Annotated in this window: 27 protein-coding genes and 1 pseudogene; 6 read left to right on the top strand and 22 right to left on the bottom strand. The window is 63.7% G+C overall.

Annotated features, from left to right (window positions below; genetic code table 11):
- From EOA23_RS11810 to EOA23_RS11785, 6 genes and pseudogenes are all read right to left on the bottom strand, one after another.
- Positions 1-521: pseudogene (locus EOA23_RS11810) on the bottom strand (beta-xylosidase); the annotation flags it as partial.
- The gene (locus EOA23_RS11805; protein WP_127304268.1) at positions 514-1275 is read right to left on the bottom strand and encodes a TIGR04290 family methyltransferase; all 762 of its coding nucleotides are present in this window, start codon (positions 1273-1275) and stop codon (positions 514-516) included. The gene EOA23_RS11805 and the pseudogene EOA23_RS11810, both read right to left, overlap by 8 nt.
- Before the next feature lie 2 nt (positions 1276-1277).
- Complete coding sequence (locus EOA23_RS11800) at positions 1278-2081, bottom strand: sugar phosphate nucleotidyltransferase (protein WP_127304267.1); 804 nt, start codon at positions 2079-2081, stop codon at positions 1278-1280.
- On the bottom strand, positions 2081-3181 hold the full coding sequence (locus EOA23_RS11795; protein WP_127304266.1) for a glycosyltransferase: 1101 nt from the start codon (positions 3179-3181) through the stop codon (positions 2081-2083). Before EOA23_RS11795 ends, EOA23_RS11800 begins: the two co-directional genes overlap by 1 nt.
- 15 nt (positions 3182-3196) lie before the next feature.
- On the bottom strand, positions 3197-3793 hold the full coding sequence (locus tag EOA23_RS11790; protein WP_127304265.1) for a histidine phosphatase family protein: 597 nt from the start codon (positions 3791-3793) through the stop codon (positions 3197-3199).
- Positions 3790-4893: an inositol-3-phosphate synthase gene (locus EOA23_RS11785; RefSeq protein WP_127304264.1), complete on the bottom strand. Its 1104-nt coding sequence runs from the start codon at positions 4891-4893 to the stop codon at positions 3790-3792. The genes EOA23_RS11790 and EOA23_RS11785 overlap by 4 nt, the downstream gene beginning before the upstream one ends.
- Before the next feature lie 154 nt (positions 4894-5047).
- Between EOA23_RS11785 and EOA23_RS11780 the strand changes: the two genes are divergently transcribed.
- Positions 5048-6778, top strand: a complete 1731-nt coding sequence (locus EOA23_RS11780) for a hypothetical protein (protein WP_127304263.1) — start codon at positions 5048-5050, stop codon at positions 6776-6778.
- A gap of 17 nt (positions 6779-6795) precedes the next feature.
- Here EOA23_RS11780 and EOA23_RS11775 read toward each other — a convergent pair whose 3' ends face one another.
- The 9 genes from EOA23_RS11775 to EOA23_RS11735 all read right to left on the bottom strand — a co-directional run bounded on the left by EOA23_RS11775 (position 6796) and on the right by EOA23_RS11735 (position 16000).
- On the bottom strand, positions 6796-6981 hold the full coding sequence (locus EOA23_RS11775) for a hypothetical protein (protein WP_042647245.1): 186 nt from the start codon (positions 6979-6981) through the stop codon (positions 6796-6798).
- Positions 6982-7061: 80 nt separating this feature from the next.
- The gene (locus tag EOA23_RS11770) at positions 7062-8096 is read right to left on the bottom strand and encodes a UDP-glucuronic acid decarboxylase family protein (RefSeq protein ID WP_042647303.1); all 1035 of its coding nucleotides are present in this window, start codon (positions 8094-8096) and stop codon (positions 7062-7064) included.
- Between the two features lie 23 nt (positions 8097-8119).
- Positions 8120-9229: a glycosyltransferase gene (locus EOA23_RS11765; protein ID WP_042647247.1), complete on the bottom strand. Its 1110-nt coding sequence runs from the start codon at positions 9227-9229 to the stop codon at positions 8120-8122.
- On the bottom strand, positions 9226-10320 hold the full coding sequence (locus tag EOA23_RS11760) for a glycosyltransferase (RefSeq protein ID WP_127304262.1): 1095 nt from the start codon (positions 10318-10320) through the stop codon (positions 9226-9228). The genes EOA23_RS11765 and EOA23_RS11760 overlap by 4 nt, the downstream gene beginning before the upstream one ends.
- Positions 10317-11447 (bottom strand): glycosyltransferase, encoded by a 1131-nt coding sequence (locus EOA23_RS11755; RefSeq protein ID WP_127304261.1) that lies wholly within the window; start codon positions 11445-11447, stop codon positions 10317-10319. The genes EOA23_RS11760 and EOA23_RS11755 overlap by 4 nt, the downstream gene beginning before the upstream one ends.
- 2 nt (positions 11448-11449) lie before the next feature.
- Complete coding sequence (locus EOA23_RS11750) at positions 11450-12550, bottom strand: glycosyltransferase family 4 protein (RefSeq protein WP_126062624.1); 1101 nt, start codon at positions 12548-12550, stop codon at positions 11450-11452.
- Positions 12535-13827, bottom strand: a complete 1293-nt coding sequence (locus EOA23_RS11745; RefSeq protein WP_127304260.1) for a TIGR04295 family B12-binding domain-containing radical SAM protein — start codon at positions 13825-13827, stop codon at positions 12535-12537. Before EOA23_RS11745 ends, EOA23_RS11750 begins: the two co-directional genes overlap by 16 nt.
- Complete coding sequence (locus EOA23_RS11740; RefSeq protein WP_127304259.1) at positions 13824-14897, bottom strand: NAD-dependent epimerase/dehydratase family protein; 1074 nt, start codon at positions 14895-14897, stop codon at positions 13824-13826. The genes EOA23_RS11745 and EOA23_RS11740 overlap by 4 nt, the downstream gene beginning before the upstream one ends.
- Entirely contained in the window at positions 14894-16000 is a 1107-nt protein-coding gene (locus EOA23_RS11735; RefSeq protein WP_127304258.1) for an SDR family NAD(P)-dependent oxidoreductase, read from the bottom strand. Before EOA23_RS11735 ends, EOA23_RS11740 begins: the two co-directional genes overlap by 4 nt.
- A gap of 189 nt (positions 16001-16189) precedes the next feature.
- On the opposite strand from EOA23_RS11735, the gene EOA23_RS11730 reads away from it, so the two are divergent.
- Entirely contained in the window at positions 16190-16462 is a 273-nt protein-coding gene (locus EOA23_RS11730) for a hypothetical protein (RefSeq protein WP_127304257.1), read from the top strand.
- 195 nt (positions 16463-16657) lie between these two features.
- Here EOA23_RS11730 and EOA23_RS35490 read toward each other — a convergent pair whose 3' ends face one another.
- The 3 genes from EOA23_RS35490 to EOA23_RS11720 form a co-directional block, all read right to left on the bottom strand.
- Positions 16658-16897 (bottom strand): hypothetical protein, encoded by a 240-nt coding sequence (locus EOA23_RS35490; RefSeq protein WP_145966416.1) that lies wholly within the window; start codon positions 16895-16897, stop codon positions 16658-16660.
- 41 nt (positions 16898-16938) lie between these two features.
- Entirely contained in the window at positions 16939-18117 is a 1179-nt protein-coding gene (locus EOA23_RS11725; protein ID WP_127304256.1) for a zinc-dependent alcohol dehydrogenase, read from the bottom strand.
- Positions 18118-18204: 87 nt separating this feature from the next.
- Entirely contained in the window at positions 18205-18990 is a 786-nt protein-coding gene (locus EOA23_RS11720) for an SDR family NAD(P)-dependent oxidoreductase (protein WP_127304255.1), read from the bottom strand.
- Between the two features lie 147 nt (positions 18991-19137).
- Here EOA23_RS11720 and EOA23_RS11715 point away from each other — a divergent pair, with 147 nt between their 5' ends.
- The gene (locus EOA23_RS11715) at positions 19138-19344 is read left to right on the top strand and encodes a hypothetical protein (protein ID WP_126083542.1); all 207 of its coding nucleotides are present in this window, start codon (positions 19138-19140) and stop codon (positions 19342-19344) included.
- Between the two features lie 243 nt (positions 19345-19587).
- Here the strand turns inward: EOA23_RS11715 and EOA23_RS11710 are convergent, their stop codons facing one another.
- Complete coding sequence (locus EOA23_RS11710; RefSeq protein WP_127304254.1) at positions 19588-19905, bottom strand: hypothetical protein; 318 nt, start codon at positions 19903-19905, stop codon at positions 19588-19590.
- Positions 19906-20118: 213 nt separating this feature from the next.
- Here EOA23_RS11710 and EOA23_RS11705 point away from each other — a divergent pair, with 213 nt between their 5' ends.
- A complete protein-coding gene (locus EOA23_RS11705) occupies positions 20119-20613 on the top strand; it encodes a hypothetical protein (protein WP_127304253.1) in 495 nt (164 codons plus the stop codon).
- Positions 20614-20910: 297 nt separating this feature from the next.
- Positions 20911-21273 (top strand): response regulator, encoded by a 363-nt coding sequence (locus tag EOA23_RS11700; RefSeq protein WP_127251929.1) that lies wholly within the window; start codon positions 20911-20913, stop codon positions 21271-21273.
- Between the two features lie 32 nt (positions 21274-21305).
- Here EOA23_RS11700 and EOA23_RS11695 read toward each other — a convergent pair whose 3' ends face one another.
- The 3 genes from EOA23_RS11695 to EOA23_RS11685 are packed head-to-tail and all read right to left on the bottom strand — an operon-like array spanning position 21306 to position 26298.
- Positions 21306-21695, bottom strand: a complete 390-nt coding sequence (locus EOA23_RS11695; protein WP_127304252.1) for a response regulator — start codon at positions 21693-21695, stop codon at positions 21306-21308.
- 18 nt (positions 21696-21713) lie between these two features.
- The gene (locus EOA23_RS11690) at positions 21714-25289 is read right to left on the bottom strand and encodes a CheR family methyltransferase (RefSeq protein WP_127304251.1); all 3576 of its coding nucleotides are present in this window, start codon (positions 25287-25289) and stop codon (positions 21714-21716) included.
- Positions 25249-26298, bottom strand: a complete 1050-nt coding sequence (locus tag EOA23_RS11685; RefSeq protein WP_127304250.1) for a chemotaxis protein CheB — start codon at positions 26296-26298, stop codon at positions 25249-25251. Before EOA23_RS11685 ends, EOA23_RS11690 begins: the two co-directional genes overlap by 41 nt.
- A 341-nt stretch (positions 26299-26639) precedes the next feature.
- Here EOA23_RS11685 and EOA23_RS11680 point away from each other — a divergent pair.
- Positions 26640-26991, top strand: a 352-nt coding sequence (locus tag EOA23_RS11680) for a hypothetical protein (protein WP_127304249.1), incomplete at its 3' end; no start/stop codon positions are given.

Raw genomic sequence — 26991 nt, 5'->3', positions numbered from 1 at the left:
ATATAGAAGTGCCTGTAATAGGACGAGCCTTCCGCCTCCCGATGGCGCGTCGTCGCTTCCCAGGAGCGCGGCAGATCATAGAGGCTGTACCACTGAACGCGCGGCGCAAGTCCGAGCAAAAGCTCCGCTGTCCGGCGCAAGCCCCAGACTTGTACCTCCTCGGCGCCGAAGGTCGACACACCGACCTCGCTGACCCACACCGGAATGTCGGCGACCGTCGCGATCTCTCCGAGCTTGTGGGGCCACTCGTGGATTTGCCAGAGGTTCCAGTCGAGCGGAAAGCCATGCACGGCGACCGCGTCGACATGGTCGAGCACGCCGAACTCCTTCATGCGCGTCATGAACCCGGCATCGATCGGCGAAATGCCGCCCAGCACCTTTGTGATGGCAGGATTTTCCCGGCCGATCGCGTCGGCCGCCAGGGTCGCCATTGTGGCAAAACGGCTCCAGTCGGGGTCGAGCTCCGGGTCCCAGTGCGATTTGTTGTTGGGCTCGTTCCAGATCATGGCGGCTTCAATCATGGGTCTCTCCTTTCGAAGGATAGACGGCGGCGCTGCCGGCCGGTTCGCCGGACGTGCGGCAGAAATAGACCTCGTCTTCCGGGTGGAGCAGGATCTCGAAACCGGCGCTGCGCAGCATCGCTTCGGTGCAGGCGCGGTTCGGAATCCACCAGTTGGTCGGGTCGTCCGCATAGCGATGCTCGATGAAGTGCAGCTTCGGAAACTCGGGCCGATCGAAGAGGTCGCGTGTCCAGAAATGGTAGTTCTGTTCGAGCGGCAGGACTTCGTTGCTGCCTCGCTGCATAGACTGGAAGATCATCAGGTCGCTCGCGACATGCGCGCGGATCAGGTCGAGCGCCAGCAACGGGTGGCGCAGGTGGTAAAGCACGCCCATGAACAGCACGATGTCGAAGCGCTCGCCGAGCGAGGCGACGTCGTAGACCGACAGTTCCCGGAACTCGATGTCGCAGTCGGCGATCTCGGCGGCGAAACGCGCCTGGGCGAGATAGGCTTGGTCGAAGTCTATCCCAAGCACGCGATCGGCGCCGCGTTTCTTCATTTCGATCGAGTAAAAGCCTGCGTTGCAGCCGATATCGAGCACCGACTTGCCCGAAAGATCGGTCGGAATGGCATCCGCGAATTTGCGCCATTTGATCAGCGGGTAGTTGCCGAGGAAATGATCTGGAGCGGTCTCGACGCCCGCGAGCTCCATATTGTGGAACCACGGCCCCAATGCGTCGATGCGGTGGCGTATTTCCGTGCTGGAATGCAACATGGCTAAGCTCCTTCGCCGGGAACGGTTGGCACTGCCGGATGATCCAACGATGCGAATGTCGGCAGGGTCCCGTCATCGATGGCGTCGTTGCTTTCGAGCAGCCTGAGCGCCGTGCGATAGCCGTTGAAAGTACCGACATCGACATAGGCCGTCCCCGCCTTGACGCCGTAAGCTTCGCCTCCGCCGGCGAGATAGGCGTTGACCAGCGTGCCGAAATACTCGTCGACGCCGTCGCGCTGGCGCCACAGGGCCGCCAGTTGATGGAAGACGCGGCCCGGCATTTTGAAGGCGCCCCAGACCCAGTTTGTCGCGGCGTCAGCTTGCTTGACCTGGATCTGCTCGACGCGCCCGTTCCCATCGAGGACGACGGCGTCGAACAGTTCCGGACGATCGACCGGAAACATCAGGAAGGACAGCCGGTCGTCGGCCAGACGGCAGAAGCCGTCTTCAGGGAACCAGATCGTGTCCGGCAGGCCGATCAGGACCGTTTCGTCCGGCGTCACGAGCGGCGCGGCGCGGAAGATCGCGTCGCAAAGGCCAACCGGAGACGGCTGCGCCACGAAGATCGCCGCGGCGTCGCCATAGCCGGCGGCGTAATATTCGAGGATGTCCGACTTGCCAGAACCGATGATGAAGCAGATGCGGTCGACGCCGTTGCGCACCATGCGCCGCACCAGATATTCGCTCACCGCGCAAGGACGTTCGGTCTGGCCGTCCAGGCGGCTGCCGACCGGCAGCAGCTCCTTGGAGAAACCCAGCGGCTGAATGCGGCTGCCGCGACCGGCGGCAGGCACGATGCCCAACATCAGACAGCTTCCTCCATTGTGCCCCTCGACATGGACGAAGAAGCGTCGTTCAGGATGCGGTCGAGTTCGGCGGCGCGATGCGCGGACGTATGCTCGTCGAGCACGCGCTCTCGGGCGCGGCGGCCGAGAGTCGCGATCTCGTTCTCCGACAGGTCAAGCGCGGCAACGACGTCGCCGGTGCTGTGCGCCAACAGAATCTCGCTGCCGGGCGTGAAGAAGCTGTCGAGGCCGGCCCAGTCGTCGGAGATGATCGCGGCGCCGCACGCCGCCGCCTCGAACAAACGGCCTGACGGGCACCAGCCCTGTCGCGCCATTGCCTCGCGGGTGACGTTCAGCGTCAGGCGCGAGGAGGAAAAGAAGGCCGGGTGGTCGGCGGGCGGCAGGTGCCTGACGAAATAGATGTTGCTGCCCCAGGGGAAGTCCTGCGGGTACTGCGCCCCGCCTATGACGAAACGGCGGTTCGGCAGTCGGGCCGCTGGAGCGACGAGCAGCCTTTCCACGGCCGCTTGCCGGTCCTCGGCATAAGTGCCGAGATAGGACAGGTCGCCGGCGAACTCCGACCTTGGCTGCGCCGGCCGGTGCCGGTTGGGGTCGACATGGCCGTAAAGCGGCAGGACATGACGCGCGCCAAGAATGCTCTTCAGTGTGTCGATCGCCGGCCCTCCGGTATAACTCAGGACCAGATCGAAATCGCGCAATCCCTTCGGCTCGAAATAGGCCGGGTAATCACCTCGTTCGATGCTCGAGAGCGTCACCGGCGTGTCGAGATCGTAAAACACCTTCAGGCCGCGGCAGCTGTCGTTCGCGATCCGCGAAGCCTCGACGGCATCGGGACAATAGGAGGTGACGATGACGACGTCGGCTTCCCGTATCGCAGTCTCGGCTTCTTGGCGGATGTTCTCCCAGTCTGCGTAGAGAACGATATTCCCGCCATTGAGCCGGTCGATGTCCCTGGCGCCGGCATAGTAGGGCGTATCGCGCTCGAAGAAGCTGATCGACCAGCCAAGCGGCGCCAGAGCGCCAATCAGCCCGCGCCAGAGCGTGGCGTGTCCGTTGCCCCATGACGATGTGACGGTGAGGCCGAAAATGACCATGCGCATCGGTTGCCGCTCCCGTCAGGCGATTTCATTCAAACGGACCAGCTTGGACCCCCAGTCGCCGTGGACGACCGTTGTAATGGAGGCCGGCGCGATGTCGAAGCGGAAGCAATCGCCGAGCGGCAGGCCGAGGATCGCGCAGACGGCCGCCTTGATGACATCGGCATGGCTGACAAGCGCGATGCACTGACCTTGTCCATTCTCGCGCAGCGCGTCCATCAGGCCGATCATCCTGTGCTGCACGTCCAGCATGGTCTCGCCGCTCGGCGTGCAGGCGCTCTGGCGCTGGTCGTTCCAGAGCCGCCAGCTTGCGTCGCCGTTCAGTTCTTCGAAGGTCTTGCCGGACCATTCGCCGAAGTCGATCTCGTCGAGTTCCTTGCAGATCGCGATCTTCTCGATCTCGCAAGCGATGGCGATCGGCTTCGCCGTTTCCAGCGTGCGTTCGCGCGGACTGCTCAAGATCGCGGCGAGCGGCTCCCGCGCCATCCGCCGCGCGAGATGCAGCGCTTGCGCCTGGCCGGCTTCGCCAAGGCGAACGCCCTCGAGCCGCCCGGCCAAATATGAGCCGACATGATCATGCGCCGCGTGGCGGATGAGAAAGAAGGTGGTGGTCATTCGGCGGCGTCCAGCATCGGCTCGTCATTGCCGGCGATGAAGGCGAGCGTGCGCAGGCGCGCCTCTGCGTCGGTGAACTGCTCCGGCGGCGACTTCATGAAGTAGCTGCTGGGGCCCGTGAGCGCGCCGGCAATACCGCGGTCAAGCGCAAGCTTCGCGCAGCGGACGGCGTCGATGACGACGCCTGCCGAATTGGGCGAATCCCAGACCTCCAGCTTGAGTTCGGCATTGAGCGGCACGCCACCGAAGGTGGTGCCCTCGACGCGGATATAGGCCCATTTGCGATCGGTCAGCCACGGGACGTGGTCGCTGGGCCCGACATGGATGTTGCCGGCCTCGAGCGGGACGTCGATCTGGCTGGTGACGGACTGCGTCTTCGAAATCTTCTTCGATTCCAGCCGCTCGCGCTCGAGCATGTTGAGGAAGTCGGTGTTGCCGCCAAAGTTGAGCTGATAGGTGCGGTCGATGCGCACGCCGCGCTCGCGGAACAGATTGGCGAGCAGCCGGTGCACGATGGTTGCGCCGACCTGGCTCTTGATGTCATCGCCGACCAGGGGAAGGCCGCGTTCCTCGAAGCGTTGGCGCCATTCCGGCCTCGAAGCGATGAAGACAGGGATGCAATTGACGAAGGCGCAGCCGGCATCGAGCGCGCATTCTGCGTAGAAATGTGCAGCGGCTTCGGAGCCCACCGGAAGATAACATATGAGCACCTCGGTCGCGCTTTCCTTGAGCCGTGCGGTTACGTCTGCGACCGGTTCATCTGACTCTTCGATCTCATCGCGCAGATATTTGCCGATGCCGTCGAGCGTCGGGCCGCGATCGACACAAACCCCGGTCGGAGAAACATCGGCGAAACGGAAGGTGTTGTTGGGCGCGGTGTAGATCGCTTCCGCCACATCGCGCCCAACCTTGTTTTCCGCAACATCGAAGGCGCAGACCACCTCGATATCGTCGACATGGTAGCCGCCGAGATCGGCATGCATCAGTCCGGGGATCGGCTCGTTGCCGTTGGCGTGGCGATAGTAGGAGAGACCTTGCACAAGCGATGATGCGCAATTGCCGACGCCAACGATGCCGATACGAACTTTCTTCGATGTCACGAAACCACGGCCTCTTTGGTTGGAGGTAAGTTCCTCGCCGCCGAACCGGGATCGGCCACGAATGTTCCTTCGCGCCGCGAAAAATTGCTGAGCCCGACTGCGGATCAAACAGGCGCCGCTTCGCGTTGGCGACCAGACAGCAGGCAGGAGCCGTATGATCGTCTTCGGCGACCACAAGCGAACGCATGGCGCAGAACAGCTCAGGGAAGCTGTCCTGGCCGAGGCTGGAGCGATTGGCGATCTGCCTGCCGGCATCGAACGCCACGCCGCTCTGGTCGACCTTTTTGTGACTGCCTCCGAATTCTTCCAGGGCCTCGCCGATGCGGAATTCGACATCACAGGTGTCGACACCAGTTCGTCGAGGCAGAAGCTGGGGTCGGAAATCCTCGTCGAGCTGTCGCGGGAAGTGCTGCGGTCCTGGCAGCAGGGATTTGCCCGAAAAGGATCGCTCGATGCATCGCTGCTTGCAAAGCTTGCCGCCATCGACTGCGGCAGCGCAATAACCATCGGTCCGGCCGAAGGCTATGCGCTGTACGCCCTCTATCCGGAAACCTATCTGCTTGCGGCGCTGCAGTCCGGCCTCGACGCAAACACCTGCGTCATTGGGATACGCAGCATCGGTCTCGGCCTCGCAGCGATGGTCGCCGCCGCGCTGCATGCGCCGCCGCCAATCAGCGTGCGGCCGATCGGTCATCCGTTTTGCCGGCACATAAGCGCGGCGCCAGAACTCCTGGGCTCTTGGCGCGACAGACCGCAAGCCGAATTTGCCATCGTCGATGAAGGCCCGGGCCTCTCCGGCAGCTCCTTTAATGCTGTCATTGTCTGGCTGCGCCGGCAGGGCATCGACCAGGAGCGCATTCATCTGTTTCCGAGCCATCGCGGCGGGCCCGGCGCCAAGGCTGATGCCGAGACCGTCGCTGCCTTGTCGCAGTGCCAAAGCCATGTCGCGGGCTTTGAAGATGTCTTTGACGGCGCGGTTGCCCCCGGGCTGCGGGACTGGATAGGACATTTGCTCGGCAAGGCCGATGTTGAGCTTCATGAAATCTCCGGCGGCGCATGGCGCGGCTATCTTTCTGTGCCGACCGGCGCTTGGCCGCCTGCATTCCCGGCATTTGAGCGGCGCAAATTCATGGCTTCGGCCGACGGCGAGCGTTGGCTGACCAAGTTCGCAGGTTTCGGCGAGACCGGACGGCGCAAGCTGCGTACGTCCAAGGCACTGCACGAAGCGGGCTTCGGCGCCCTGCCTGCCGGACTTTGCCACGGTTTCCTGGTCGAGCGCTGGATCGATGCCGACAGGCTGGACCGGGAAGGGCCGGCAAGGGATCTGCAGATCGAATGGCTTGGGCGTTACCTCGGCTGGCGCGCCGCCAGGCTGCGGACCGATGAGACAGGCGCGTCGCTGGACCAGCTCGCGCGCATGGCGGTGCAAAACTGCGAGGAAGCGCTGGGGGAGAGGTTCGCGCATGCCTTGCAGAACTGGTTTGCCTGCCAACCGTCACCAGGTCCAACGCGCCGGGTCGAGATCGACGGACGGCTGCATGCTTGGGAATTTCTGGTCCGCCCGCACGGCCTGCTCAAGACGGACACCGTCGATCATTGCCGCTCGCACGATCTTATCGGCTGCCAGGGCATAGAATGGGACATCGCCGGGGCAAGGGTCGAACATGACCTGTCCGCCGCCGAGCTTTCGACGCTGGTGGTCTGCATCGAGAAGGCAACATCGATCGACAGGGACCTCGTCGACTATTTCGAGCCTTGCTATCTCGCGTTTCAGCTTGGCCTCTGGACGATCGCGGGGCATTCGGCCGACGACCAAGACCGAATGCGTGCGAAGCGCGCAGTCGAACGTTACAAAGCCGGACTTGTCCGGCTTCTGGGCTGTTGAAAGCCAAGCCCGCAGGGTCAGTCCAGCCTGCGCAGCATGTCGGCTTCCTGCTCCAGGATGCTTGCCACTTCCTCCCGTCGCAGATGCGTCATCATCAGGCTGACGCAACACTCAAGATAGGTGATGGAAGCTCTTCGCAGGAACGCGGCGGTTTCCGCCGCTGCCATCTGCTCGATGTCCTTGACTGGTCGCTTCGGCTGCACAGTTCTTCCTCCGTCGCGGTTGTCATGCCCAACCGCAATGTCGGGTGGTTGTTCCGCACTGGTGAAAAGATGCCGCTGCTTCAGAGCTGCAGGTTCTGCAGCTTTCCCCCACCCGCTCTGTCGATTGCAGCGACGGGCGCGATCGCCAGATCGTCCATACCTGAAAAGTAGACGATCGTCTGAAGCAGGCCTTGCCTGAGAGGCACCTCGGGCGACCAGCCGAGAAGCGCCTTTGCGCGGCCTATGTCGGGCCGCCGCCGGCGCGGGTCGTCCTCAGGCAGAGGCAGGAATTTCACGGGCGATCTGGTGCCGGTCAGCTCGCGCACCAGTCTTGCCAGATCGAGGATCGAGAACTCCCCGGGATTGCCGAGATTGACCGGCTGGCGCGGATTGGGATCGATATCCATCAGCCGGCGCAAACCCTCGACCATATCGGTGACATAGCAGAAGGAGCGGGTCTGCCGGCCGTCGCCGAAGATCGTCAGCGGCCGCTTCTCGATCGCCTGCATGACCAGGTTGGAGACGATACGGCCGTCGGCGGGGTCCATCCTCGGCCCATAGGTGTTGAAGATGCGCGCGACGCGAATATCCGCCATCTCGGCGCGCAGATAATCGAAGCAGAGTGTTTCGGCGGCGCGCTTGCCCTCGTCGTAGCAGGCTCGCGGCCCGGTGCAGTTGACGTGACCGACATAGTCCTCGCGCTGCGGATGCTGTTCCGGATCGCCATAGACTTCGCTGGTCGATGCTTGCAGGAAGCGGGCACCGTTGCTGGCGGCGAGCTCCAAAAGGTTGAGAGTCCCGATCACACAGGTCCGCGTCGTGTGGATCGGGTCAGCCTGATAGCGAGGCGGCGATGCCGCGCAGGCCAGGTTGAAAACGCGATCGACAGGTTCACCGAGTTCCAGCGGGGTGCAAACGTCCTGCTCTATCAGCCGAAAGCGCGCCTGGCCAACCAGCGAACCGATATTCTCCATTCTGCCGGTGAGGAAATTGTCGACGCAGATCACGCGATAGCCGTCATGCAGCAGCCCCTCGCATAAATGCGAACCGAGGAAACCTGCACCGCCGGCAACAAGCGCGGTCCTTCTTTGTTCAGCTCTTTTTGATCGCCGCATCTCGATGCTCTCCTGTCTGTCGCTCATGCCGCACTTTCGACGTCTAGATCGACCGCCGGACGCATTCCGACAGATGGCGTCAGCGCCGAGACGAATTCACGTGCCCTTGCCATGGCGGTATGTCTTGAAAGCACCGCCTCGCGCGCCAGCCTGGCCATGTCGAGCCTTGCCCGCTCGGATTTGGCGCTGAGGATTTCCTCGACATCTGCGGCATTGGCCGCCGTCTCGATCGCCGGTCCCGAGAAGAAATCGTCGAGCCCGGGCCAGCGGTCGCTTATGATGGGCGTGCCGCAGGCAGCGGCCTCGAAAAGCCGCACGCTGGGCGACCATCCAGCCGCGATCATCGACGCCCGCGTAAGGTTCAGCGTATAGCGCTGGCGGCTGTAGAAGGCGGCATGTCCAGAAGGCGGCAGGTGCTCGATCCGCTCGACATTGTCCGGCCAGGCGATGTCGGAGGGATATTGCGAGCCGGCGACGACGAAGCGGCGGTCGGGCAGGCGTCGCGCAGGCTCCAAAAGCAGCGCTTCCAATGAGGGCTGCCGATCGGCGCTATAAGTGCCAAGATAGCCAAGGTCCCATTCGATGGCGTGTCTGGTGCGACGATGCCGCGTTGGATCGACGGAGCAGTAGAGCGCCTCCGCCCGGCGCGCGCCGAACTCGGACTCCAGCCGCTCCAGCGTCGGTCCGCCGGTGAAGGAGAAGTAGACGTCGAAATAGGGAATCTGCCTGCGGGCAAGATAGTCGCAATCGTCATCGGCAATGCGCGCCAGCGTCACCGGCGTGTCGATGTCGTAAAAGCAGAACTGCCCCGTGCAGAGCGACGCAAGATCGTCGATGATCACCCTGCCTTCCGGCACGAAGGAGCCTATCACCACTGCATCGGCGCGCTGCAGCTCCTGCCGGTGGTTTCGGCGCAGCTCCGAGACTGTCTCGTAGTAGCGCAAGTCGCAGAAATCGGGATCGCGCAGGTCCCGATGATGCGCGTACCAGGAGACATCGCGTTCGAGGAAGGTGACGCGATGGCCGAGATCGTTGAGCGCACGCAGCAATCCGCGGAAAGTCGTCGCATGGCCGTTGCCCCAGGACGAAGACAGGGAGAGCCCAAGGAAAACGATGTCGAGCGGTTTCGTCATTCCGCAGCCTCCATTGCGCGGCGCTCGAAATGCGCCTTGAAGATGTCGTCCACCAGCCGAGCCCTCAGCGTGTAGGTATGCTCGGCCCGAACGCGCCGCAGCGCTGCCGCGCCGATCGCCTTCGCCCGCTGCGGCGTCAGCGTGCGCATGATCTCGGCGACATCGGCGCCGTCGCGGGCGACCAGAATCTCTTCGCCGGGGGTCAGGAACAACTCGATGCCAAGCCAGGCGTCGGTGAGAAGGCACGCGCCGGCCCCCGCCGCTTCGAAGACACGGGTCGCGGGCGAAAACCCGTTGGCCGCCATGCTGTCGCGGCTGATGTTGAGCACGGCCTTCGGCGTGACGTTGAAGGCGTTGTGATCGCTGGTGCCGACATGCCCCAGCCATGAGACATTCGGGGGCAGGGACTTGTCGTCCCAGCCGGAGCCGCCAAGCAGGAAGCGCTGGCCGCCGAGCCTGCGGGCCGGGTCGAGGAAGAAGGCGTCGACGCGCGCTTCACGGTCGGGCAGCCGATTGCCGAGGAAGGCCAGGTCGCAGGCAAAGCGCGGATTTGCGGCGACGGGATGATGCGTCTCAGAGTCGAGCGCGTTGTAGATCGGTACGCATTCCGCGGCGCCGAGTGCACGATAATCCCAGACGACCGGATCGCCGCCGCCGTAAGTCAGCACGATGCCGATCCGCTTCAACGCTTCATGCAAGGGGTGTTCGGCATCGTTGCGCAGCTCGCTCAGGGTCGCCGGCGCGTCGACATCCCAGAACACGGTCAGCGCGTCCGGGCGGGCATTGTCGAGGACTGCCCGCAGCAGCGCATCGTCTTCGAAGCCGACGCCGCTTGCCTTGACGACGACGTCCGCCTGCGCGGCGCGAGATGCAACTTGCATCAGCGCATGCGGAGTCGGCTCGTAGACCACGACGCTGCACCAGTCCGGAGCCTCGATGTCGCGATGCTTCTGCCGGTCATAGACGTCGGGCTCATAGAAGACGATGTCATAGCCGCGCTGCGACAGTGCCTTGAGCAGGCCGCGGTAATAGGTGGCCGCGCCGTTCCAATAGGACGACAGAAGGCTCGATCCGTAAAAGGCAATTTTCATGCGGCCGCCTCCCTTGCAGGCTTGATTTCAGCCGCCGCGCGATTGCCGCATGCGGCGAGGATGTCGAATAGCTCGTCGGCGCGATGCCGGCATGTGTGCCGCGCAAGGATGGTCTCCAGGCCCGAAGCGGCCAGCGCTTCCGCTAGCTGGCGATCGTTCAGCACGTCGCGGAGGTGGTTGCGCATCTCGGCGCCGTTTCGGGCAAAGAGGAAATCCGTTCCGGAGCGGAACAGGCCTTCGACATCCGACCATGGCGCAGACACAAGCGGAATGCCGCAGGCCAGCGCCTCGAACATGCGAATGGTGGGAATGCCCGGCAGGCTCTCCCGGTAGGGCCGGCGTGGGATGTGCATGGTGACGCGATGGCGGGCGAAGGCCTTCGGCACGTCGGCATTGGCGATCCAGCCTTCGTAGCGCAGGCCAGTATCCGCGAGGGCCGTCAGCGCATCCGGCGGATAGCGCACGCCGTGCACGGTTCCCGACAACGCGAGGGCGTGCGCCGGCTCGGTCAGAAACTCGCCTATCTCGGCGCTGCGTTCGTCGTCGCCCCAATTGCCGATCCAGACGAGATCAGACTCACGGTCGATGTCGGGCAGCGGCTTGAACAGCCGTTCGTCCGCCGCTTCATGCCAGGTGAAGACCCGTCTGCCCCAGCCGGCGCGAAGATAGCTCTCCCGCAGCACTTCGCCGAAGACCAGAACCCCGTCGTAATGCTCGAGCTGAAGCGCTGCGATCGCCTGCGTCGCCGATACGGCGCGGTGATGGGTATCATGGAAGAGCAGCGTGAAATCGCCACCCCGGCCCCGGATGCGGCCAATGCGAGCGACGAGCTCAGGGTCAGTCCATTCATGAACGATGACGATATCTGCGCCGGCGAGCCAGGACTCATGGTGGAAACCCGCGTCGTAGGTCACCGCCATCAATTCCGGAAAATCCTTGCGGAAGCGCTCGACGGCGAAGGGGCCTTGCTCGGCGAGCAGGTTCGATCGGCTCCAGCCGTCGGCGGGCTCCAGCGCGATCACCTCATGGCCGCGCGCCACAAGCTCGCGCATGATGCCGCGCTGGAAATGCGCGTTGCCGTGGTTCCAGTCGGAAACCGCCGAATGGGTGTAGAACAGAAAACGCATGGTCAACGCCCCGCTGCGGTCAGCGCCGCCCGATTGTAGATGTCGCGCATCATCCTCACCTGCTTGCCCAGCGAGAATTTGCGTGCCTGCCGCGCGGCGCGCCTGCCGAGCTTGCGCCGCAAGCTTTCGTCACGGGACAGGCTCTCGATGCAGCCGGCCAGCGCATGTGGATCGCGCGGGTTGTAGAACATGGCCGCGCCGTCCCAGATCTCGCGGTAGGTCGCGATATCGGCAAGCACCAGCGGCGTGGCCGAGAGCGCTGCCTCCAGGGCGGCCAGCCCGAAAGGCTCGTAGATGGAAGTTGACACGAAGATGCCGGCCCGCCTCATGCGGCGCCGAACCTCGCGGTGGTCGATTGAACCGAGCGAGACGCAGTTGTCGAAACGGGCGCGCTGTCCGTCGGGACCGGCGAGCGGACCGGCGGCCTGAACGGGCCAGGCGCAGAGCGCGGCGGCGGCGTCGAGCGATGCCGCGTCCTTGCCCTCGTCCCACCAGCGTGCGGCGGCGAAGACGAAAGGCTCGCGCCGCCCCGGCCTCGGACCGGGCAGGGCGCCATTATGGACGACGCCCAAGCCTGCGATCGCGCCGTAGCAGGCTTGGAGCATCTCGGCATGGCTTCGGCTCGGAGCGACAATGGTGTCGGCGCGATCGAATCCAGCCCTGTTGCGATCTCGCTGCCAGGACCAGGTGTCCGCCGGCGCCTGCCCACGCACTGCGTGCAGCCAGGTGGCCACGCATGAATGCGAGATCGCGACAATGGGACATGCGAGATCAAGTCCGGCGGCTTGCGCCGGCGCGTTGAGATGGACAAGGTCGATCGCATAGGTCTTGGCGAGGCTTCGCAATTCGCCCGGCAAGCGGTCGAGATCTTTTTCATCGCGCGTCATCCAGTCCGGCGGGCTTTTCAGCCAAGCGAGCGTGGCGAAAGACTGCGCCTCACACGCCTGCTCCGGAGAAGGCTCCGGCCCCAGTCCGGCAAGCACGATGCTGTCGCCGCCGGCCGCCAGCTCGCGCGCCAGGTCGAGTGAGTAGCGCCACACCCCGCCGACGGCGTCGGTCGTCATCAGGATGCGCCGCGGACGATGGATCAGTGATTGCAGCATGAGGACTCCAACTCAGCCAGCGCATGCGGGCGCTGGTCCTGGATGTCGCTGAAGGAGCGGAAGGAGGCGAGGTAGTGCTCATGCGCGCGCTCCCAGGCGAGGTCGTCGGGTTCGCCCCAAAGTTCGCGATAGCTAGGCGAGCTAGGATAGGGGTAGAGCGGCACGGGCTCGTTCGCCCAGACGCCGTGATCGATGAGGTGCTTGCGCCAATAGTCCACCAGCGCGGGATCGTCCTCGACCACACCGATCAGATTGGCCTGGACGAAAGGCACGTTGCGGCGTGCGTCGATGAGAAGCGCTGCGAGACCCTCAGTGTCGAGGCGGCAGCGCTTGGCAAGCATCGCGCGGCCCTCGACGGTCAGGCTTTCAAGGCCTGCTTCGATCGAGACGCAGCCAGCCGCGCCGAGCAGCTCCAGCAGTTCCGGCTTCCAAAGGTCGATCCTGGTCTGAACGCCGAATTGGACGTCGCGATCGACCAGCGCTTCCAGCAGCGCCTTCTGCGGCAGGAAGATCTCGTCGATGAAATAGATGTAGCCGACCCCTTGCGCGATCAGCCCGTCGATCTCGGCAACGATCGCATCGTGCTTCCTGCGCCTATAGGCATCGCGAAAATCGATCTTGGCGCAGAAGCTGCAATTGTAGGGACAGCCGCGCGAGGCCTCCACCTCGGCGCCGGCGCCCTTCTGGGCGGTATCGAACCTATGGTGGTGGTGGCTATGCGCCGCGATCCAGTCGGACGGCCAGCTGAGCGCCGGATGATCGATGAATGGACTGGCATGAACGCCGCCATAGCAGGCGAGACCCTCGCCGTGCAGGCGGGCCGTATGCGTGACCTTGCTCCAGTCGCTTTGCCGCGCGAGCTCCGCCACGACCTCCTCGCATTCGCCGCGCACGACGACATCGACGCCGAGCTTGCGCAAGGTCGGCGCAGGCGTCGCCGAGCCATGCGGTCCGACCGCCACGGTGCGTCCGCCGCGTCCGGAGAGATGGTTGAGGAATTCTCCGGGAACACGCAGTTCCGGCGGCGCGCAGCGCCAGAACAGATAGGTCGGGGCGGTGGTCACCACCGTCATGTCCGGCGCAAAGTCAGCCACACGCTCGGCAAGGGCCGCGTTGTCGAGCCCCTGCAGCAAGCCGTCCAGCATCAGGACGTCGTGCCCATCGGCGTCCAGCATTGCCTTCGAATAGCCGAGCTCCAGCGGCAGATGCGGCTGGCGGCAGCCGAAATAGATGCTGTGCTCATACGTCCAGAACGGATTGACCAAGGCGACTTTCATGCGACGTACCTCGTGGCTTCGGGGCGCGATTGGAGCCGATGCCGCAGCAGCCAGCTGGCGAGATCGCAGACGCCTTCGCGCCATGGGACATGCGCCTGCCAGCCGATCGCGGCTTGCAGCTTGCGCGTGTCGGCGACGAAGAAGGGCTGATCGCCGGTGCGCTCGTGGTCGTGGCGGATCGTGATGTTGCTGCCGGTCATGTCGGCGATCTCCGCCAGCAGCACGCGCAGGCTGACCGCATTGCGCGGGCCGCCGCCCAGATTGAACGCCTGGCCCTTGAGGTCTTCGATCCCGGCGAGCACGCCGCGATAAGCGGCAACAGCATCGGACACATGCAGGATGTCGCGCACCTGCCGGCCGTCGCCGTAAATGGTGATCGGCCGGCCCGATAGCGCGCTGAGAAGAAAATGCGCGACCCAGCCCTGGTCCTCGGTGCCGAACTGGCGCGGCCCGTAGATGCAGCTCATGCGCAGCACCGCCGTCGGCAAGCCATAGGACTTGGAATAGTCCAGCACATACTGGTCAGCCGCGCCCTTCGAGCAGCCATAGGGCGTGCAGAAATCAAGGCCGACCTTCTCAGCGACGCCGCTCGTACGCACCTCCTCGTCGAACGGCTCATAGTGATCGTCGGCTTGCCGCACCGCGATCTGGGGCAGGCTGCCATAGACCTTGTTGGTGCTGGCGAAGACCACGGGAGCTCCGGTGCCGCGGGCCGCTTCCAGCACGTTGAACGTCCCCTTGAGGTTTATGTCGAAGTCTTCAGCAGGATCGCTCAGGCTGGTCGTCACGGCTGTCTGAGCGGCCAGATGGAAAATCGCTTTGGCCGGCGCCAGTGCGGTGGCCAACGCGCTCAGATCGCGAATGTCGACGATTTCAACGATCAGCCGCTCGCCATGCTTTTGCGCCAGCCAATCGAGATTCTGCTCGACGCCTGGACGGCTGAGATTGTCGACGACCAGCACTGTTTCCCCGTCGGAGAGCAGGCTGTCGGCGAGATTGGAGCCGATGAAGCCGCTGCCGCCGATAACGGCCACGGGCGCCTGTCGGGCGTGGCGGTGCGTCTGAGTCATGAGACCAATCCTCGCTCTTCCAGCTCGCGCCGCATGTCGGCGCCCCGGTCGATCACGACGCTGTTGCGAACCCAGGCGGCGAATTCGCCGAGCGAATTTTCCAGACGATGCTTGGGCTCGAAGCCGAGCAGCTCGCGCGCCTTGGCAATGTCGGCGAAGCAATTGCGAATGTCGCCGGAGCGCGCCTTGCCAAGGATTTCGGGGGGGCGCTTTGGGATGCCCATCGCCCTGGCAAGCAGGCGGGCCACTTCGCTGATCGAATAGGCGTGGCCGCTGCCGATGTTGATGGCATGTCCGGCGGCCTGGCGTTGCTCAAGCGCCAGCCGGAACGCGGTGGCGACGTCGCGCACATGCACGAAGTCGCGCTTCTGCTCGCCGTCCTCGAAGATCGTCGGCCGCTTACCGTTGGCGAGACGCGAGGCGAAGTTGGCGAGAACGCCGGTATAGGGATTGGAAAGCGCCTGTCCGGCGCCGAAGACGTTGAAGAGGCGCAGCGCCACCGCATCGATGCCATAGGCCTGGCCGAAGATCAGCACCGCGCGCTCCTGCGCGTATTTCGTCAGCGCGTAGATCGAGGCGAGATCCGGCCGCTTCTCCTCGTCGGTGGGAATCGGCGACAGGTCTTCGCCCGATGCCGATTTGAGATCCCACAGGCCGTCCTTGATGTCAGCGGGCTTGCGTCGGGCATTATCGATCCGCTCGCCTTCCGCAGTCCGGTAAAGGCCTTCGCCATAGATGCTCATGGAGGATGCCACGACGATCCGTTCGACCGGCTTCTTGATGAGTGCCTCGAGCAGCACCGCCGTGCCGAGATCGTTGGTGCCGACATAGCGGGCGATCTCGTACATCGATTGGCCGACGCCGACCTCGGCCGCCAGGTGGATGACCGCATCGACATCCGAAACCGCCTCGGCGACCGCATCGCGATCGCGCACGTCGCCCTTGATCAGCTCGGCTCCTGTCGGAAGGTTGATGGCCTCAGTGCCGTGTACCTGGTCGACAAGCGCATCGAGCAGGCGCACGCGATAACCATGGTCAGCGAGCTCCTGGGCGACGTGGCGGCCGATGAAGCCGCAACCTCCCGTAACCAATACTCGTTTCACGATGACTCCCTTGCGGATTTTGCTTCGGCGCCCCGAACTGCGCGGTAAAAGGTTTGTTCCCTGCATCAACAAAGTTCCCGCCGCGGGAGCTCACGCAGCCCAGACAACGGCTGTGCAACCCGCTGGAACATTGCCCTTTGGCTGCTGTTAGGACCGCTCACCAATCCCCGCTGCGAGAAAGGGAAATCCATGTCCGAGGCCAAGACCACCACCAATCACGACGAGATCCGGAATTGGGTGGAAGAACGCGATGGCCAGCCGGCCGTCGTTCGCACGAAAGGCAAGGGCGGTATTCTGCGCATCGATTTCGGCGAGCCCGAAGACACGCTGGAACCGATCGAGTGGGACGAATTCTTCCGCATTTTCGACGAGAACGACCTCGCCTTCCTGCATCAGGATGAAGCCGGCAGCGGCGGAACGAGCCGCTTCAACAAGTTCGTCGAGCGCAGCCAGAAGGACTAGAGCAATTCCAGGAAAAGTGTGGAGCGGTTTTCCGTCCGGAATTGCGTAAAAACAAACACTTAGAGCGGTTCGGCGATTCCGTGAAACGCTGCTCTAGTGGGTCGATAAGCTGGCGTCATGGCGCCGTTGGAGGGAGAGGAGGCCCTGCAACGGCGCCGCGGCAGGCGGTCAGGCTGCCGCATTTGTTCGTGCCGCTCAATCGAGCGGCTTGTCCGTCGGCCTGGGTATCGGCCCGGTCTGGCGCCGCCGGCCCGCATTGCGGTTTGCAACAGGATTGTCGAGCGGCGAGGTCGAGGGCTCCCGTGCGCCTGAGGTCTTTGGGGCAGTCGGTCTCGCGCCCGCATCGCGGTCCTGTGCATCGCGATGCGGATGCGGAAGCCCCCCGGGATCGGGCGACTTCACCGCGGGCTTGGACAGGTCTTTCGGTTCAGCCATTTTCGAACCCTTCCTCGTTCAGCCGTCCGCTATCCGCGCGATCAGCCGTGCGGGCGCATCACCACTTTGATGCAGCCGTCCTGCTTGTCGCGGAATGTCTTGTAGAGATCCGGTCCTTCCTCCAGACCGGCGCGATGGGTGATGACGAAGGACGGGTCGATCTCGCCGCTTAGCACCTTCTGCAGCAGCGGCTCGAGATAGCGGTGGGTATGGGTCTGGCCCATGCGGAATGTCAGCCCCTTGTTCATAGCCGCGCCGAAGGGAATGTGATCCACCAGGCCGATATAGACGCCTGGCACCGAGATCGTGCCGCCCTTGCGGCAGCAATAGATCGCCTCGCGCAGCACATGCGGCCGGTCGGTGCCGAGATAGACGGTGGCCTTGGCCTTATCGAGCATGGAATCGGACGTTGCGGTGGCATCGGCCTCGGTGCCTACGCAGTCTATGCAACTGTCAGGGCCGCGACCGTCGGTCATGGCCATGAGGGCATCGTAAATATCGGAATTGCTGAAATCGAGGGTCTCCGCCTTGCCGTAGTCGCGCGCCATGGCGAGCCGTTCCGGCACCTTGTCGATGGCGATGACGCGGCCGGCGCCCAGCATCCAGGCGCTCTGGATCGCGAACTGCCCGACCGGCCCGCAGCCCCAGATGGCGACGGTGTCGCCTTCCTGGATGCCGGCGTTCTCGGCCGCCATGTAGCCGGTGGGAAAGATATCGGAGAGGAACAGCACCTGCTCGTCATCCATGCCGTCGGGCACCTTGATCGGGCCGACATCGGCAAAGGGCACGCGCAGATACTCGGCCTGTCCTCCCCAGTAGCCGCCGACCAGATGCGAATAGCCGAACAGGCCCGCGGGCGACTGGCCCATGACCTTGGCGGCCTGCTCGGCGTTGGGGTTCGAGCGGTCGCAGAGCGAGAACAGGCCGTTCTGGCAGAACCAGCATTCGCCGCAGGAGATGTTGAAGGGAACGACGACGCGATCGCCCATCTTGAACTTCGTGTGAGCGCGGCCGACTTCCACCACTTCGCCCATGGTCTCGTGGCCCAGCACGTCGCCCGATTTCATCGTCGGCATGTAGCCGTCCATCAGATGCAGGTCCGAGCCGCATATGGCGCAGCACGTGACCTTGATGATGATGTCGCGATCGTTCTCGATCGCCGGGTCGGCGACCTGGTCGCAACGAATGTCGCCTTTGCCATGCCAGGTCAGGGCTTTCATCGGTTATTCCTTTGGTTGTCGATGCTTAGCGGGCTACGGGCCGAACTGGCGCTGGGCGGGAATGTTCCCGGATCAGAGCCCGCGTTTTCAGCCATTCTTCGCCGAACCCGGTTCGGCCGTGTTGCGGTGCTGTTCGGCCAGCGTGCCGGCCGGTGTGACATGGGCGGCGGCGACCTGCATCTTGTTCTTCCAGCCGCTGATCACTTGCTCCTCGCCGGCCATCAAGGCGTCGTAGCCGTCCCTGGCCACATCGGCGGGATTGTCCTTCTCTTGCACCCCGATTTCGGTATCCATCATGTCGGCGCGCTCGAAGAAGCGCGTCTGCGTGGCGCCCGGCATCAGCACGGTGACGCTCACGCCGCTGTCCTTCAGCTCATGACGCAGCGCGATGGCGAAGGAATCGATGAAGGCCTTGGTGCCGTTGTAGACCGCCTGGAATGTGCCTGGCGTGAAGCCGGCGATCGAGCCTGTGAACAGGATCCGGCCGCGACCGCGTCCGACCATCTTGCGGCCGAGCCGATGGGCCAAATAGACCGTGCCGGTGATGTTGGTGTCGATGACGCGGCGTGCCTCGTTCCAATCCTGGTCGACAAAGCCCCGGCCCAGGCCGCGCCCCGCGTTGAGGAACAGGAGATCGATGTCGCGGTCGCCGATCTCGGCGATCAATTTGTCGGCGCCGTTCTCGCGTGCAAGGTCGGCCTCCACCGCATCGACCGAGACGCCGTGCGATCGGAGCGCCTCCGCGGCCTGCTCGATGGCCGGCTCATCGGCGACGATGACCAGATCGTAGCCGTCCTTGGCGCAGAGTTTCGCGAGCTCCCTGCCGATGCCGCTCGAGGCGCCGGTGGCGACCGCCAGTTTCCCGTTTCCCATTCGATCCTCCTGAGTGGTTCGGCCGAACATCCGGTTGGACCGAATGTTCCTTGGGATCGGAGGATTCCGCACGATGAAACTGCAATGCCTTCGGCCGAGGGAACCGCGTGGGCGCTCTGGCTGTTGGATCGGCAAGGAGCAATCGCCATGGGACTCTTTTCCGACCTGAACAAGAAGCTGACCGAAAACCTCTATGCCCATGGCAGCTATCTGAGCGATCCGAGCGCCGACCTGCCGCGGCGGGTGGAGGAGACGGTCGATCTGCTGATGGCCTTCGTGAAGCCCGAGGCGCGGGAAACAGTGAAGCTGCAGATCCTCGGCATCATCCACGAGCATATCTTTGACGAGGAGTGACTCCGGCGATCGCTCGATCCACCGGAGACATAACCGTCAGGATGCTTGGTCATTCCGAACGGCGGGATCCGCGCTGCTTCTCGGCGTCGCGCAGCAGCCGCACAATGGCGTCCACTGGAGAGGGGTCGGTCGCAGGCTGTGCTTTCCAGCGCCACAGATGGCGAAACAAACTTCTCAAGCTCGGCATCGCAATAACCTCCTTGCGTTATCAAACCTAGGACGGCGAATGATGTTCCTTCCCTCCTAGCGGAGGGCCGCGGCGAACAGGAAGGCGACCGCGGCCAGGACAACCAGCGCCACGATGACCAGGACCGGCCCGTTCCTGCGCGGTTCGAGGTCTGGCGCGTTCTCCGGCGGTCGCATCGCGTTGGCAAAGCTCGATTGGTTGGTGAAGTTCGGTTTGCGCGGCTCGGCCGGCGCGGCGGACGTCGAGACAGCACCGGCTTCGGCGTCTGCTTCCTGCGGTGCCGCCGCCGGGTCGAATCCGGGTGTCTTGTCCTGCGTCCTGCCGGCCTGGATTTCGCCGCGGGCCTCGGCCGGTGTGCGTGGGTTGGGTGACATTCGGCGCCTCCTTTATTCCCAAAACCTTCATCCGGCCCCGCTGTTCCAACCGGCCCTCAAGCGAGGGATGAATTGCCAGCGAGCTCAGCGCATTCATCACGGGCATAACAGGAGCGTCAGGCCCGGTTTTCGGAAATTGGATTCCTGAGCTCGGACGGAACTTTCGGGACCAGCGGAGCTTTTTATCCTCGATACCAGGACAGAGAGGCAGCAATGCAGGTTCTCGACACAGCGATACATGCAAGTCCCAAAGGCGCCACGGTCGAGTTTCTTGGTGAGGGCGGGGAAAGCATCGCTGTCACCATGGTCGTGTCCAATCCGTTGCTCGGCGACGCCGGGCTTATCGATCGCGCCAGGGAGATGATGCTTCAATGCGCCGCTTTCGGTGGTCCCTCAGAACGAGACGGACCGGAGGGGAAGGTGACCGCAGGCCGGCCTGGCGCCGAGCGGCCAAGCGATACGAACCAGGGTCCGTACACATTCGAATATCGCGAGGGTGGCAGTGTGAGGCGGCTCGAGGGCGTCGAATTGCCCGACCTCGAAGCTGTTCGTCATGAAGCGCTGCGCTCGGCGATTGATCTGCTCGACGATGCGGCCGAACCCCTTCAGGACGGCTGGGCGGTTCGGGTTCGTGCCGGCGACGGCGCTGTCGTCGTGTCCGTCGATTTCGAAGAAGCAAGGCAGGAAAGGGCAAGCGCCGCAATGTGAGGGAGGCGGCATCTGTGAAAGGTAATATGATGTGTTCCCTCATGTCACTGCATGCGCTTGCGAGTTCACGAGGCGACGGGCTGAGACCTGAGTTCCTTCGCCTGCTTGATGCCCGCGCGGCCTTGTCCCACCCCGACGTGATTGAACTTCACCAGGAGACGGGGTTGAACCAGGCCGGTCCAAATCCCGTTGGGGCCCTCGAAACCGCTCCGAAGCAAAGCGTGGTGCGTTTCCCTGGCCGGCGGAGTACGATCAGTCGTGCGTCCGGAAGAAATGCGCCTGTCATAGGAGGTCGCCATGGCAACGCCCTTGGCACTGATCATTGAAGACGAATATCTGATTGCGTCGGACGTGGCGAATGGCCTGAAGGAGCGAGGTTTCGAGGCGGCGTGCGTAGCGTCCGAGCGGGCAGCCGCGACTTGGCTGGACGATCACAGGCCGGACCTTGCCATTATCGATATCCAACTGCTCGATGGCCAGCGCGGTGTCACCGCCGCCCGCCTCAAGGAAGCGGGCGTGCCTTTCGTCGTCCATTCGGGCTACGATCCGGAGTTCCAGTCGCCGATCTTCCACGGCGCGCCTTATGTGCCCAAGCCGGCGCCGATCCGGCATCTGGTCGAACTGGCGAGCCAATTGGTAGGGGATCGCGCCGAGCAATAAATCAGGCCAATTCAACGAGCCCAAGCTGGACTTCAGCCCGACGCGGCATCACCTTTGCGGAACCGCGACACCGCCTCGATCAGCATTTTGTAGTCGACGGGCTTGGTTAGCTTCTGCGCGTCCCTGAATTGATCGGGGAAGACGGTGGCGCTGTCATATCCGGTAAGGAAAATGAAAGGCACACCGCCACGCGCCAGATGCTCGGCCAAAGGAAAGCTTCGCTCGCCGCGAAGATTCACGTCCAGCACGGCACCATCCAGGGCGATACTGTCCGCTTGATCCAGCGCCTGTTGAACCGTGGGCACCGGTCCGACCACGGTGCATCCGGCACCGGTCAACTGGTCGGCCAAGTCCTGCGCAAGCATGAACACGTCCTCAACCACCAGGACTTTAAGACCGGACAAGAGTGTATTTGTGTTCATTTGGACCCAGCGAGGATATCAACGTTCCGTGGCGGGGATCAACGGTATCTGGATGTCGCACTCAAGCCCGGAGGGCTCGAACCGCAGGTCGACCTTCCCCCCAAGCTCATACTCTAAACTTTGCTTGATGAAGCTTGTTCCGAAATTCAGTCGCGTCGGCTCGTCTACGGCAGGCCCGCCGATTTCCTTCCATCGGATTGACAGAACGCCGGATTTGTCGGTCCTCCAGGCCACTTCGACGCGGCCGTCCTCAGTCGAGAGCGCCCCATATTTCGCTGCATTGCTGGCAAGCTCGAAGAACACCATGCCAAGTGTCGCGGCCACGCTTGCGCCGAGCTGCAGTGATTTTCCGTCAATGACGATGTTCTGGCGAAGCTTGCTGCTGTAGGGCGTTAGAACCGCCCGCAGCAGCTGCTCGAGATCGGCATCGCGCCAGTTGTAGGAAGACAGCACTTCGTGCGTTCGACCCATTGCCTGCAGCCGCTGCTGGAACGAGGAAAAGAAATCACCGATTGAACTCGATGTGCCAACCATGCGTGAAGCCAGCGCGGTGACTGTGGCCAGGATGTTCTTCACGCGATGTTGCAGTTCGTGCAGCAATCTCTCCTGGCTGCGCTCTGCCTCCTTGTGGCTCGATATGTCGACAAGGGTCGCGATGGCGCCGCGGACCTTACCGTTTTCGTCGAAAAGCGGGTTGGCCGACATCATCACGTCGATGCCCGAGCCATTCTCATGCAGGATTTGCGCTTCGTAGCCGGGGATAGGTTTTCCGGTGCGAATCGCCTTTCGCAGAGGCTGCTCTTCAGCATCCACCTTAACGCCGTTGAGCGTCAGCGGCAGGACGGCGGGAACTGAAATGAGCTTGTCGCCGGTGGAGTGCTGCCCCATGAGTTCCACCGCGCGGCGGTTGGCGCGGATCTCCGCGCCGTCGCCGTCTTCGGCGATGAAGATGCCGACCGGCACCAGGTCGAGCAGGGTTTCAAGGCTTTCGACGCGGTTGCGCAGATCGTGCGAGAGCACGCCGATCTTTTCCTCTGCCCGCGCGATCTGCGTGACATCGACGAAAGTGACGACGACGCCGGCAATCACGTTGTCGACGGTGCGATAGGGCAGGACGCGCATGATGTAGCGCCGGCCGCTGTCGGTACCCTCGACCTGCCGCTCGATCGTGCCAAGCCTCAGCAGCACCTGCTCCATGTCGGCCTGCAGCCCGTCGGCGGGGAAGCGCGGCCGCACATGCGCCAGCGGCCGACCGACATCGCTCTCGACCAGGCGGAAAAGGTCGCGGGCGGTCGGCGTGAAGCTCTTGATGCAGAGGTCGCGGTCGAGGAAGACGGTGGCGATCTGCGTGCTTTCGAGCAGGTTGGCCATGTCGTTGTTGGCGCGGCTGAGCTCGTCGACGCGAATGTTGAGCTCGGCATTGACCGTCTGCAGTTCCTCATTGATCGACTGCAGCTCCTCCTTCGAGGTTTCCAGTTCCTCGTTGGACGACTGCAGCTCCTCGTTGATCGACGACAGTTCCTCGTTGGAGGATTTCAGCTCCTCATTGGAGGATTCGAGCTCCTCCGTGGTGATCTGCAGCCGCTCCTTGGTTTCCCTCAGCTCCCTTTCGAGCTGGCTGACATTGGCGCTTTCGACATCGTCGGTCGTGTGGACGGGCTCGTCCTCCGACTCCGCCTTGATGCCGCCGATGTCGCGGAAGACCAGCATGTAGAGCGGGTCCGCCGAGCCGTCGGCGGGCAACGGTTGCACGGCAAGGCTGATCGTCTGCCGGCCGCCATTGGTGCCGACGGTGATCTTGTTCTGGATCGCCACCTGTCCTGTGCTGGCCGCCTTGTGGAGCGCCGCGCGCAGGTCCATGCGAAGGCCCCGCCTTGCCATGGAAAAGACGTTGTGGTCGGGGGCGCCCGCGGCGAGCTCGAGATATTTGCCGGTGCCGCCCGAACTATGCATCAATTCGCCACCGGCGTTGACCACCACATAGGCCGGCGCAAATCGCTCGACGAGAAGGCGCTCCGCCACTTCCTGCAAGGTTCCGTTCGTCGCCCGCTGCCGTGTATTCGGCACGGTGTGCCTGGCGGCGGCGGCGAGCGGGAACTCCGGCAAACGCTGCGGGGTCATCCCGCCACGCTTCTGGAAGATGCGGCTGCCCTTGTCCACGGTGGAGAACAGGCGGGCGTGCCGCGTGACGTTCTCCGAGGATCCGAGAAAGAGATAGCCGTTGTTGCGCAGCGCGTAGTGGAAGATCGGAATGATTTTTTCCTGCAGTTCCGGGCCCATATAGATCAGGAGGTTCCGGCAGGTGATCAGGTCGAGCTTGGAGAAGGGCGGGTCGCGCAGGAGATTGTGCGAGGAAAACAGACAGACCTCGCGCAGATCGGCCGAAACGCGGTAAGTGCCGTCCTCGCGCGAGAAGAACTCCTTGAGCCGCTTCGGCGTTATGTCCGTGGCGATCGTTGCAGGATAACGCCCGGCGCGGGCCACCTCCAGCGCGCGCTCGTCGATATCGGTGGCGAAAATCTGCAGATTGGGCGAGGCGGCGCCCCGCGGAGCGCTCTCCTTCAAGAGCATGGCGATCGAATAGGCCTCTTCGCCCGTCGCACAGCCGGGCACCCATACACGGATCGTCTCGTCGGGCTTTCGGTTCTCGAACAGCCGGGGAATGACCAGTCTTTCCAGCACATCGAAGGCGTGCTCGTCGCGAAAGAAGCTGGTGACGCCGATCAGCAGGTCCTGGAAGAGCAGATCGACCTGCTGCGGCTCGTCGCGCAGCCGCTCGTAAAAAGCGACCGGGTCGTCGATCTGCAGCACCTGCATCCGGCGCTGGATGCGGCGCAGGATCGTGTTGTCCTTGTAGCCGCTGAAATCATGGCCGGTGCGCACGCGAAGCAGCGCCGCGATGCGCGAAAGCTGCTCGGCGACATCGCGCCTGCGGCGGTCGCGCTCGCCATCGGTGTGGTTGGCGTGGCGGAAATAGCTGGTGAGCTTACCCGCCATTTCCTCGGCCGGAAGCACCATGTCGACCAGGCCGCTCTGGACGGCGCTGCGCATCATGCCGTCATACTCGGCGCTTTCCTGCGCCAAGGTCAGGCCGCCGCGTTCCTTGATGGCTCTCAGCCCGATGGTGCCGTCGCTGCCAGTGCCGGACAGGATCACTCCCGCCGCGTTCTCCGACTGCTCCTGCGCCAGCGAGGTGAAGAAATCGTCGATCGGCGTCCGCCTGGCGCGCGTCGTTGCCATTTTGGCCATATGGAAATGCTGGCCACGCAGCGTCACCGATACACCGGGCGGCGTGACGTAGATCTTGTCGGGCTCGATCTCCATGTCTTCGGCCGCCGTCAGCGTCTCGATCGAGGTCGACCGCTGGAGGATGCTGGCGAGAACGCTTTCGTGCTCGGCATCGAGATGTTGAATGACCACATAGGCAAAGCCGCTTTCGGCCGGCACTTCGGGAAAGAACCGTTGCAGGGCCGCGATGCCGCCGGCCGACGCGCCGATGCCGATAATCGGGAAAGATGCCCCCTCCGTGGCGGCCTCGCGCGCGTCGCTAGCCTTAGCTCTTGTTGTGCCTGTCTTCCTCGCCGCCCGCGCCATTGCCGCCTAACCGTGCTCGCCTGCTCTCAAGGATGCGCTCGATGACGGCGGCATCCGCTTCGTATTCCTGCGCCCGCTGGCCGAACTGATTTGCCAGTTCGGAGCGACGCCGTGTCTTTTCCCGCTCGGCCATGCGCCGGGCAAACGCCGCCCGCTGCTGATGCGAGCGAAGCAGACCCCACAGGATCTCGTCCGCCTCGAGCGCCTGAGCCTCCATCACCGCGTCGGCGGTGAAGGCATGCCCGGTATGGCACCGATAGCGCAACATGTCACCGTCTTCGATCTCCCACAGCGGCCCGTGGCATTCCGGGCATGTAAACACCGACAACTCGCCAAGTCGATCCGCGTCTTTCATGGTCGAATGCTCCTGGGCGGCGATGGCCGCCTCCAGTCTGACTGCCGGTGGGGCTGCGAAAGTTTCGCCGGCGGGCTCATCCGCCAGCTTTGCCAGCAAGGGGCCGACCTCTGCGGCGGGCACACAGTGGTCAACCTCGACATAATGCAGCGCGCTTTCCACCATGGAAGGCACCAGCGTGTCTTTGGGATGCTGAACGACCGCCAGCCCGCCGACGGCCTTGACGGCCCTCAACCCGGCGGTGCCGTCGGAAAGCGAGCCCGACAGCAGCACGCCGATAACGCTGGCGCCGTAGCTCAGCGCCGCCGAACGGAACAAGGGGTCGATGGCCGGCCGGGCGAGGTTTTCGCGCGGGCCGCGCCGCAGCATCATATGGCCATCGTGAAGGAGAAGATGGAAGCCTGGCGGCGCCACATAGATACAACCCATCGTGAACGCCGCGCCGTTCCTGGCCGGCTGCGCTTCGAGCCTCCCCGCGCGGTCGAGGATATCGGGCAGGTAGCTGACCTGGCCGACATGCACCACGACGAACACGGCCGCCGGCAGATCGGCGGGCAGATCGGCGACGATCCGCTTCAGAGGCTCGATCCCGCCGGCCGAAGCGCCGATGACGATGATGTTGTGGTTGTTCGTTGGGCCTTTGGAACGGGCCATTCCGCGACGAGCCTCCAGATTGGGCTGTAAGAACCGTTCCGTTGCGGTGATGGCGCCATCGCGGTTCAGCGACCGTTCAGATGTTTAACAATGCAGTTCGCGCGATGTTCCATCGCTGCCGGTTCAAGCGCCTGCCCGCCGTCCCAAAAGATGGCTGGAACATAGGAGATCGCTGGCAGTTCGGGTTCGCCTCAGACGCTACTCCAAGAGGCGTCTGTTGAAGACGGGTGGGCAACACCTGGCCGGCCCGCGCCTGTCCCTCTCAGGCGTGGGCTTCAGGCCCCGGCAGAACCTGCCGCGCCGCCGTGCAGATGTCGCCGCCACAACCACAGGAGACAGCAATGAAGCATCAAACCTCATACGAACTTCAATCGGTGGCAATCGTCGACCGGCTCGGCTTGATTCCCCTTGCGACGAGAAGGCAGAGGATCGAGCGGTGGGCGGAACTGCTCGACCGCAACCCCCAGCGTTGCCTCTCGGCGCTGACGGGCACCGAATATGTCGATCCCGGCGTCCGTGAGCGGGTGCGGGCGGATGGCTCCGCGCTCGCGGTCGCCTTCGATGATCCGCTGCTGCGCGCGGCCGGGTTGCAATCGGACACCTATGGCGAGGCGAAGCGCTTTTTCGAACTGTCCGATTGGCAATTGCATGACGTGGTCTGCAGTTGCCATGCCGGCGCGACCATGCAGGCCA

Origin of the sequence: Mesorhizobium sp. M2A.F.Ca.ET.042.01.1.1, assembly GCF_003997405.1 — a bacterium.
Taxonomy (GTDB): Bacteria; Pseudomonadota; Alphaproteobacteria; order Rhizobiales; family Rhizobiaceae; genus Mesorhizobium.
The sequence above is the reverse complement of the archived record's forward strand: the minus strand, read 5'-3'. Positions and strand labels throughout refer to the sequence as shown.